The 8,681-nt window shown below is 68.2% G+C and carries 6 protein-coding genes and 1 tRNA gene; 4 read left to right on the top strand and 3 right to left on the bottom strand.

Annotated elements, in window-relative coordinates; translation table 11 throughout:
• The 3 genes from ACR2JI_RS14400 to ACR2JI_RS14390 form a co-directional block, all read right to left on the bottom strand.
• On the bottom strand, positions 1 to 836 hold an 836-nt coding region (locus ACR2JI_RS14400; RefSeq protein WP_526391096.1), incomplete at its 3' end, for a ribose-phosphate diphosphokinase.
• Positions 837 to 878: 42 nt separating this feature from the next.
• Positions 879 to 2,336, bottom strand: coding sequence for a bifunctional UDP-N-acetylglucosamine diphosphorylase/glucosamine-1-phosphate N-acetyltransferase GlmU (glmU, locus tag ACR2JI_RS14395; RefSeq protein ID WP_526391091.1), 1,458 nt, complete (start codon positions 2,334 to 2,336; stop codon positions 879 to 881).
• Between the two features lie 65 nt (positions 2,337 to 2,401).
• Positions 2,402 to 2,473, bottom strand: a tRNA-Gln gene (locus tag ACR2JI_RS14390).
• Between the two features lie 95 nt (positions 2,474 to 2,568).
• Between ACR2JI_RS14390 and ACR2JI_RS14385 the strand changes: the two genes are divergently transcribed.
• The 4 genes from ACR2JI_RS14385 (at position 2,569) to ACR2JI_RS14370 (ending at position 8,609) form a co-directional block, all read left to right on the top strand.
• The gene (locus tag ACR2JI_RS14385; protein WP_526391093.1) at positions 2,569 to 3,162 is read left to right on the top strand and encodes a TetR/AcrR family transcriptional regulator; all 594 of its coding nucleotides are present in this window, start codon (positions 2,569 to 2,571) and stop codon (positions 3,160 to 3,162) included.
• Positions 3,163 to 3,217: 55 nt separating this feature from the next.
• A complete protein-coding gene (mfd, locus tag ACR2JI_RS14380) occupies positions 3,218 to 6,862 on the top strand; it encodes a transcription-repair coupling factor (RefSeq protein ID WP_526391089.1) in 3,645 nt (1,214 codons plus the stop codon).
• A gap of 5 nt (positions 6,863 to 6,867) precedes the next feature.
• Positions 6,868 to 7,797: a nucleoside triphosphate pyrophosphohydrolase gene (locus ACR2JI_RS14375; RefSeq protein WP_526391087.1), complete on the top strand. Its 930-nt coding sequence runs from the start codon at positions 6,868 to 6,870 to the stop codon at positions 7,795 to 7,797.
• A 74-nt stretch (positions 7,798 to 7,871) separates the two neighbouring features.
• Complete coding sequence (locus tag ACR2JI_RS14370) at positions 7,872 to 8,609, top strand: lytic transglycosylase domain-containing protein (protein WP_526391085.1); 738 nt, start codon at positions 7,872 to 7,874, stop codon at positions 8,607 to 8,609.
• Positions 8,610 to 8,681 lie beyond the last annotated feature (72 nt).

The raw sequence follows: 8,681 nt of genomic DNA, 5'->3' as shown, positions 1-8,681 counted from the left end.
GTGTTGGTGACGATCACCTCGCTGGCACCGCAGGCGGCCAACCGTTCGGCAGCCGGATCAGAGAGCACGCCGTGGGTGGCGGCGATGATGACGTCCTTGGCGCCGTCTTCCCGCAGCAGTCGCACTGCGCCGGCGATGGTTCCGCCGGTGTCGATCATGTCGTCGGTCAGCACGCAGGTCTTGCCCTCGACCTCGCCGACCACCCGGTTGGACACCACCTGGTTGGGCACCCGCGGGTCGCGGGTCTTGTGGATGAACGCCAGCGGCGAACCGCCGAGCGCATCGGCCCACTTCTCGGCGACTCGCACCCGGCCGGAGTCGGGGGAGACCACGACGATGTTCTCGGTCGCGTAGTTGTCGTGGATGTACCCGGTCAGAAGATTCTGGGCCCGCATATGGTCCACCGGGCCGTCGAAGAAACCCTGGATCTGGTCGGTGTGCAGGTCGACCGACACGATGCGGTCAGCGCCCGCGGTCTTGAGCAGGTCGGCCACCAGGCGCGCCGAGATGGGCTCGCGGCCGCGGTGCTTCTTGTCCTGGCGGGCGTAGGGATAAAACGGCAGGATCGCGGTGATCCGCTTTGCGCTGCCGCGCTTGAGGGCATCGATCATCAGCAGCTGTTCCATCAGCCACTTGTTCAGCGGCGCGGGATGGGACTGCAGCACGAACGCGTCGCAGCCGCGGACCGACTCGTCGAATCGGACGAAGATCTCGCCGTTGGCGAAGTCTCGCGCCGTGGTGGCGGTGACGTGAACGTCGAGTTCCTTGGCGACCTGTTCGGCCAACTCGGGATGCGCCCGGCCGGAGAACAGCATCAGGTTCTTACGGTTGTCCATCCAGTCCGGCACTGCGCCACCCTCCTGCGATCGGATACGCGCTCATCGTAGATGTTCGTCCTTCTGCTGGGCTTCGCGGGCAGCCTGAGCCGAGTCACTGTCGGGCCGGTTGCGCAGCACCCAGTCCTCGATATTGCGCTGATCGCCGGCCGAGATCGCCAGCGCGCCCGGCGGCACGTCGTCGCGCAGCACCGTCCCGGCCCCGGTGTAGGCGCCGTCGCCGACGGTGACCGGCGCGACGAACATGGTGTCGCTGCCGGTGCGGACGTAGGAGCCGACGGTGGTGCGGCTCTTGTTCTCGCCGTCGTAGTTGACGAACACGCTCGAGGCGCCGATATTGCTGTGGTCGCCGATGTCGGCGTCGCCGACGTAGGTCAGGTGCGGCACCTTGGTTCCGGTGCCGATCGCCGCGTTCTTGGTCTCCACGAATGCGCCGAGCTTGCCGTCGGCGCCGAGGTGGGTTCCGGGCCGCAGATAGGTGAACGGGCCGACGTCTGCTCCGTCACCGATCAAAGCCCGGGTGCCGTGGGTGCGCACCACCGATGCACGGTCGCCGACGGCGACGTCGGTCAGCGTGGTGTCCGGTCCGATCTGGCAGTGCGCGCCCACCGAGGTTCCGCCGAGCAACTGGGTGCCGGGATGAATGACGGTGTCGCGCCCGATCGCCACATCGACGTCGATCCAGGTGGTGGCGGGATCGATGACGGTGACTCCGGAGCGTTGATGGGCGGCGACCACGCGACGGTTGAGCTCGGTGCCCAGATCGGAGAGCTGTACCCGGTCGTTCACGCCGGCGACCAGTGCGGCATCGTCGACATGCCTGGCGCCCACGCTATGTCCGTCCGCACGCACGATTGCGATGACGTCGGTGAGATACAGCTCGTGCTGAGCGTTATCGGACGACAGCCGGTTCAGCGCCGAACGCAGCGCCGCAATGTCGAAGGCGTAGATACCGGCGTTGATCTCCCGGATGGCGCGCTGCTGCGGGGTGGCGTCGGTCTCCTCGACGATCGCGATGACTTCGCCGTCCTGGGTGCGCAGGATGCGCCCGTAGCCGGTCGCGTCGGGCACCGTCGTGGTCAGCATCGTGACCGCCGCGGGGTGTTGGCGATGGGTGTCGATCAGCTCGGCGAGGGTTTCGGCGTCCAGCAGGGGGATGTCTCCGGAGGTGACCACCACCACGCCATCGAAATCCGCCGGCAGCGCTGACAGGCCGCACATGGCGGCGTGGCCGGTGCCCAGTTGCTCCTCCTGAACGGCCACCGCGATCGGGCGGCCGAGTGCCGCGGCCAGGTCCTCGACCACCGGGGCGATCCGCTCGCGGTCCCTGCCGAGCAGCACGACGAGGTGCTGCGGTGCGACCTTGGCGACCGCGTGCAAGGCGTGCGCGAGCATGCTGCGGCCGCCGAGGGTGTGCAGCACCTTGGGGGTGTCCGAGCGCATCCGGGTGCCGGAGCCGGCGGCGAGCACCAAGACGGCCGAATCACTCGTTGTCGTCACGCGGAGCCTCCTCCAGGTCGCTCAGCAAGCTTCGCTCGCTTCCAATGGTCGCTCAGCAAGCTTCGCTCCGTCGCCAGGACTCGAACCTGAACTATCTGAACCAAAATCAGAGGTGCTGCCGATTACACCACGACGGACTGTCCGCCCAAGACTTTAGTGCAGGCCCCGGGACCGGGACTAAACTCCAGCCGTGGCACTACCGGATCGTGAGCTGCGCCCGCCGCGCGCCCGGATGACCGGCAGCCAGCGCCGCCACCAGCTCATCGACATCGCCCGCTCGCTGTTCGCCGAACGCGGCTACGAGGCCACCTCGGTCGAAGAGGTCGCCCAGCGGGCCAGTGTCTCCAAGCCGGTGGTCTACGAACACTTCGGCGGCAAGGAGGGCCTTTACGCAGTTGTGGTCGACCGGGAGATGTCGGCGCTGCTGGACCGCATCACCTCCTCGCTGACCAACAACCACTCCCGGCCACGCCTGGAGCAGGTGGTGCTGGCGCTGCTGACATACGTCGAGGAGCGCACCGACGGTTTCCGGCTGCTGATCCGGGACTCGCCGGCCTCGATCACCTCCGGCACCTACGCCACCCTGCTCAACGATGCTGTCAGTCAGGTCGCCTCGATCCTGGCCGGCGACTTCTCCCGCCGCGGCCTGGACCCCGAGTTGGCCCCGCTCTATGCCCAGGCGCTCGTCGGTTCGGTGACGATGACCGCGCAGTGGTGGCTCGACGCCCGCGAGCCCAAGAAGGAAGTCGTCGCCGCCAACCTGGTGAATCTGATGTGGAACGGACTGGCCCGGCTGGAACCCGACCCACAACTGGGTGCGGACTAGCGGCGAATCCCGGCCGCACACAAGGACTTTTGCCGCCCCACCTAGACTGATCGCGATGACCACACCGGGTAACCACCCTGTCCAGACCCCGCTGGCAGGCTTGGTCGAATCGGTGCTGGCGGCCCCGGAGTTCACCGAGCTCGCCCGGCTGGCCGATGAGCATCCCGCTGAGCTCGCGGTGGTGGGTCCGGTCAGCGCCCAGCTGTTCGTCGCGTGTGCGCTATCCCGCAGCGGGCCGCTGCTCGTGGTGACCGCGACCGGACGGGAGGCTGACGACCTCACCGCCGAGTTGCGCGGGGCCTATGGTGACGGCGCGGCGCTGTTCCCGTCCTGGGAGACCCTCCCGCACGAGAGGCTCTCACCCGGGGTCGACACCGTCGGGGCCCGGCTGAAGCTGCTTCGCCGGTTGGCCCGCCCGGATGACCCACATCTGGGCGCGCCGTTGCGGGTGGTGGTGACAACGGTGCGATCGCTGCTGCAACCGGTTGCCGCCGACCTTTCCGAGATCGAGCCGGTCACCCTCGCGGTGGGCGCAGACGTCGATTTCGAGGCTGTGATCACCCGGCTGGTCGATCTGGCCTACACCCGGGTCGACATGGTGGGAAGGCGCGGCGAGTTCGCCGTACGCGGCGGAATCCTCGACCTGTTTCCGCCCACCGCCGAGCACCCGGTTCGGGTGGAGTTCTGGGGCGACGAGATCACCGAGATCCGGATGTTCTCCGTCGCCGACCAGCGCTCGATACCCGAACTGGATGTCAGTGTCGTCATCGCCGTGCCCTGCCGCGAACTTCTTCTCACCGCCGAAGTCCGTTCCCGCGCAGCACAACTGGCGGCACACGCGCCCAAGGGTGACAACAATCTCAACGGCGGAGTCGGGGAGATGCTGGCCAAGCTCGCCGACGGAATCCCGGTCGACGGCATGGAGGCGCTGACACCGGTGCTGCGCCCGGAACGTCTCGGCCTGCTCACCGACCTGATGCCGGCCGGAGCACCGGTGCTGGTGTGTGATCCGGAGAAGGTCCGGACCCGGGCCGCCGATCTGATCAAGACCGGGCGGGAGTTCCTGGAGGCCTCCTGGTCGGTCGCGGCGATCGGGGGAGACGCACCCATCGACGTCGAAGAGCTCGGCGGCTCCGGGTTCCGCGAACTCGACGAGGCGCGCGAAACCGCCCGCGCCGGCGGCCACCCGTGGTGGACGATCAGTCAGCTGTCCTCGGACGCGGCGATCGACCTCAACGTCCGTGCGGCGCCCTCGGCGCGGGGACAGCAGACCAACGTCGACGAGATCTTCGCGATGCTGCGCGCCCATGTCCTCACCGGCGGGCTCGCTGCCGTCGTCGCTCCCGGTGTGGGGATCGCCCATCGCGTCGTCGAGCAACTCGCCGAACGCGATACCGCGGCGGCCATGCTGGAGCCCGGGCAGTCACCCAGACCCGGGATCGTTGGCGTGCTCAAGGGACCGCTGCACAACGGACTGATCGTGCCGGGCGGCCAACTGGTGATCATCACCGAGACCGACCTCACCGGAAACCGGGCCACCGGACCTGACGGCAAGCGGTTGGCCGCCAAGCGGCGCAACACCGTCGACCCGCTGGCGCTGACCGCCGGTGATCTGGTGGTGCACGACCAGCACGGCATCGGTCGTTTCGTCGAGATGGTCGAACGCACCATCGGCGGCGCACGCCGCGAGTACCTGGTGCTTGAGTACGCCGGTAAGAAGGGGCAGGGAGCCGACAAGCTTTTCGTCCCGATGGACTCCCTCGATCAACTGTCGCGCTATGTCGGCGGTGAGTCGCCCAGCCTGAGCAGGCTCGGCGGCAGCGATTGGGCCAACACGAAAACCAAGGCGCGCAAGGCCGTTCGCGAAATCGCCGGCGAACTGGTCACGCTCTACGCCAAACGGCAGGCCGCGCCCGGTCATATGTTCGCCCCCGACTCGCCATGGCAGGCCGAGATGGAGGACGCATTCGGGTTCACCGAGACCGTCGACCAGCTGACCGCCATCGAGGAGGTCAAGGCGGATATGGAGAAGGCCGTTCCGATGGACCGGGTGATCTGCGGTGACGTCGGCTACGGCAAGACCGAGATCGCGGTGCGCGCGGCGTTCAAAGCCGTTCAGGACGGAAAGCAGGTGGCCGTGCTGGTGCCCACCACACTGCTGGCCGACCAGCATCTGCAGACCTTCACCGAACGGATGGCCGGCTTCCCGGTGACCGTCAAGGGACTGTCCCGATTCACCGATCCCGCCGAATCGCGCACGATCATCGAGGGCATGGCCGACGGCAGCGTCGATATCGTCATCGGCACCCACCGGCTGCTGCAGACCGGGGTGCGGTGGAAGGACCTCGGTCTGGTGGTGGTCGACGAGGAGCAGCGTTTCGGTGTCGAGCACAAGGAGCACATCAAGAGCCTGCGCACCCACGTCGATGTGCTGACCATGAGTGCCACCCCGATTCCGCGCACCCTGGAGATGAGCCTGGCCGGTATCCGGGAGATGTCGACCATCCTGACCCCGCCCGAGGAGCGCTACCCGGTGCTCACCTATGTCGGCCCGCAGGACGACAAGCAGATCGCCGCCGCCCTGCGCCGGGAACTCCTGCGCGACGGCCAGGTCTTCTACGTTCACAACCGGGTCAGCACCATCGACTCCGCGGCGGCGCGCATCCGCGACCTGGTGCCCGAGGCGCGGGTGGTGGTTGCGCACGGCCAGATGCCCGAGGACCAACTCGAGGGAACCGTGCAGGGGTTCTGGAACCGGGACTACGACATCCTGGTCTGCACCACCATCATCGAGACTGGTCTGGACATCTCCAACGCCAACACCCTCATCGTCGAGCGGGCCGACGCCCTCGGCCTGTCCCAGCTGCACCAGTTGCGGGGCCGGGTCGGCCGCAGCCGGGAACGTGGCTACGCCTATTTCCTGTATCCCCGGGACGTCCCGCTCACTGAGACCGCCCATGACCGGCTCGCCACCATCGCGCAGAACAATGAACTGGGCGCGGGTATGGCAGTTGCGTTGAAGGACTTGGAGATTCGCGGCGCGGGCAATGTGTTGGGCGCCGAACAATCCGGCCATGTCGCCGGTGTGGGTTTCGATCTGTATGTTCGGCTGGTGGGGGAGGCGGTCGAGGCCTACCGCGCCGCGGCCGACGGCAAGATCGTCACCACCGCCGAGGATCCCAGGGACGTGCGCATCGATCTTCCCGTCGACGCGCATCTGCCGCCGGACTACATCGACAGCGACAGGTTGCGGCTGGAGGCCTACCGGCGGCTGGCGGCGGCGTCAGCGGAGACCGGGCCGGCTGGGATCGGCACAGTGATCGATGAACTCGTCGACCGCTACGGGCCGCTGCCCCAACCGGCACAGCGACTGGTGGCGGTGGCCCGGTTGCGGCTGCTGTGCCGGCAGTACGGGGTCACCGAGGTTGCGCTCACCGGAACGACCCTGCGGGTGGCGCCGCTGCCGCTGCAGGATTCCGCCCAGGTGCGGCTCAAACGGATCTATCCGGCGGCCAACTACCGCGCCACCACCTCGGTGGTCCAGGTGCCGGTCCCGCGCGCAGGCTCCGGTGTCGGCGCGCCCCGCATCCGCGACCTTCCACTTGTGCAGATGGTCGTCGACCTGTTGCTCGCACTTCATGGTCGCCCGGCCGGGGAAATTGATATAACGACGTTCGAACCCGCCAAATCCGAGGGGTAGCGACGATGACTGTCATCCTGGTCGACCCACGCCGTCCGGCGCTGGTCCCGGTGGAGGCGGTCGACCTGCTTCAGGGTGACGTCCAATACACCGAAGAAATGCCGATCAGGGTGCCGTGGTCGTTGCCCTCTGCCCGGGCGGTCCTGCTGGGCACCTCCGACGATCAGGCCCCGGTGCTGCTGTCCTCCGATCCCGACCACCCGGCCGTGCTGGACCGGTTGGCCGCCGGTGAACGGCTGATCGACGCCGGTGCCGCGCGGCCCGGAGAGCGTCTGCTCGACGCGGTCGAGATCATGGACAAACTGCGCACCGCGGGCCCGTGGGAGAGCGAGCAGACCCACGCCTCACTGCGGCGCTATCTGCTCGAGGAGACCTACGAACTGTTCGACGCCGTGCACGGCGGCGATCCTGACGAACTGCGCGACGAACTCGGCGATGTGTTGCTGCAGGTGCTCTTTCACGCCCGGATCGCCGAGGAGGCCTCCGAGCGGTCGTTCACCATCGACGATGTCGCCGACGCCCTGGTGCGCAAGCTCGGCAATCGGGTGCCCGCCGTGCTGGCCGGCGAGGACATCTCGCTGGCCGATCAGCTGGCCCAGTGGGAGCAGCGCAAGGCGCTGGAGACCTCGGTGCGGGAATCCTGCGTTGACGGGGTGCCCACCGCCCAGCCGGCGCTGGCCCTGGCGCAGAAGGTGCTCAACCGGGTCAGCGCGGCCGGGCTGCCCGCCGATCTCATCCCCGAGTCGGTCATCACCGTCACGCTGACGGTCGAGGCCGACGCCGAAAACGATCTGCGCGCCGCGGTACTGGGGTTCATGGAGGACGTCCGGGCCGCCGAGAAAGCGGCGCGCGTGGAACCAGACACCGAACAGCACGACGCCACGCCGGGGCCGATCAGCGCCGAACAGTGGCGGCGCTGCTGGCCCCGGGGCTGACGACGATTCGGTGCCGTTCGGCCCGGCCGTAACCGTGGCACGATGGTTCCTGTCGTCTCGGTTCAAGGGGATTTGTGTCGTCGTTTCGCTGGCTGCGCACCATCGTCGTGGTTGCGGCGGCGGCGATTCTGCTCGCGGTGAGCTGCTCCTGGGACTCCGGCGCACCGATTCCGGACGGCGTCCCGCCCCCGCCCGGTGATCCGGTGCCCGCCGTCGACACCCACGCAGCCGGCCGGCCGGCCGGTCAGCTCAAGGACTGGGCCGCCCAGCGCGCACCGGCCCTGGGTATACCGATCGAGGCATTGGAGGCCTACGCCTACGCGGCCCGGGTGGCCGAGGTGGAGAACCCCGGATGTCACCTGGCCTGGACCACGCTGGCTGGCATCGGCATGGTGGAGAGCCACCATGGCACCTATCGCGGTGCCGAGATCGGCCCCAACGGCGATGTCAGCCCGCCCATCCGCGGTGTCCGGCTCGACGGCACCGGCGGGAACCTCGAGATCCTCGATCTGGAGGCCACCAGGGCATCGGGGCAGGAGGACCCGGTCTACGCCCGCGCGATGGGTCCGATGCAGTTCATCCCGGAGACTTGGCGGCTCTACGGCGTCGACGCCAACAACGACGGATCGGCCAACGCCGACAACTTCGACGACGCGGCCCTCTCCGCGGCCGGTTACCTGTGCTTCCGCGGTAAGGATCTCGCCACGCCGCGCGGCTGGATGAACGCACTTCGGGCCTACAACCACTCCGACCACTACGCACGCGCGGTCCGGGACTGGGCCACCGCGTACGCCGCGGGGCATTCCCTCTAGACCCGTGTGGTCGACCCGCTGCGGGCACCGGGCATCTAGGCTTATGCGGTCAGCGCCACTGATCAAGGAGAA

This window comes from Mycobacterium sp. (genome assembly GCF_051006775.1).
GTDB lineage: Bacteria > Actinomycetota > Actinomycetes > Mycobacteriales > Mycobacteriaceae > Mycobacterium.
Note: the sequence above shows the minus strand (reverse complement) of the source record. Positions and strands in the feature narration are given on the sequence as shown.

What these genes read in the sequence shown, in the direction of transcription:
- ACR2JI_RS14385 (WP_526391093.1), top strand. Translation starts at nt 2,569, where the DNA reads ATGACCGGCAGCCAGCGCCGCCACCAGCTCATCGACATCGCCCGCTCG.
- mfd (WP_526391089.1), top strand. Translation starts at nt 3,218, where the DNA reads ATGACCACACCGGGTAACCACCCTGTCCAGACCCCGCTGGCAGGCTTG.
- ACR2JI_RS14375 (WP_526391087.1), top strand. Translation starts at nt 6,868, where the DNA reads ATGACTGTCATCCTGGTCGACCCACGCCGTCCGGCGCTGGTCCCGGTG.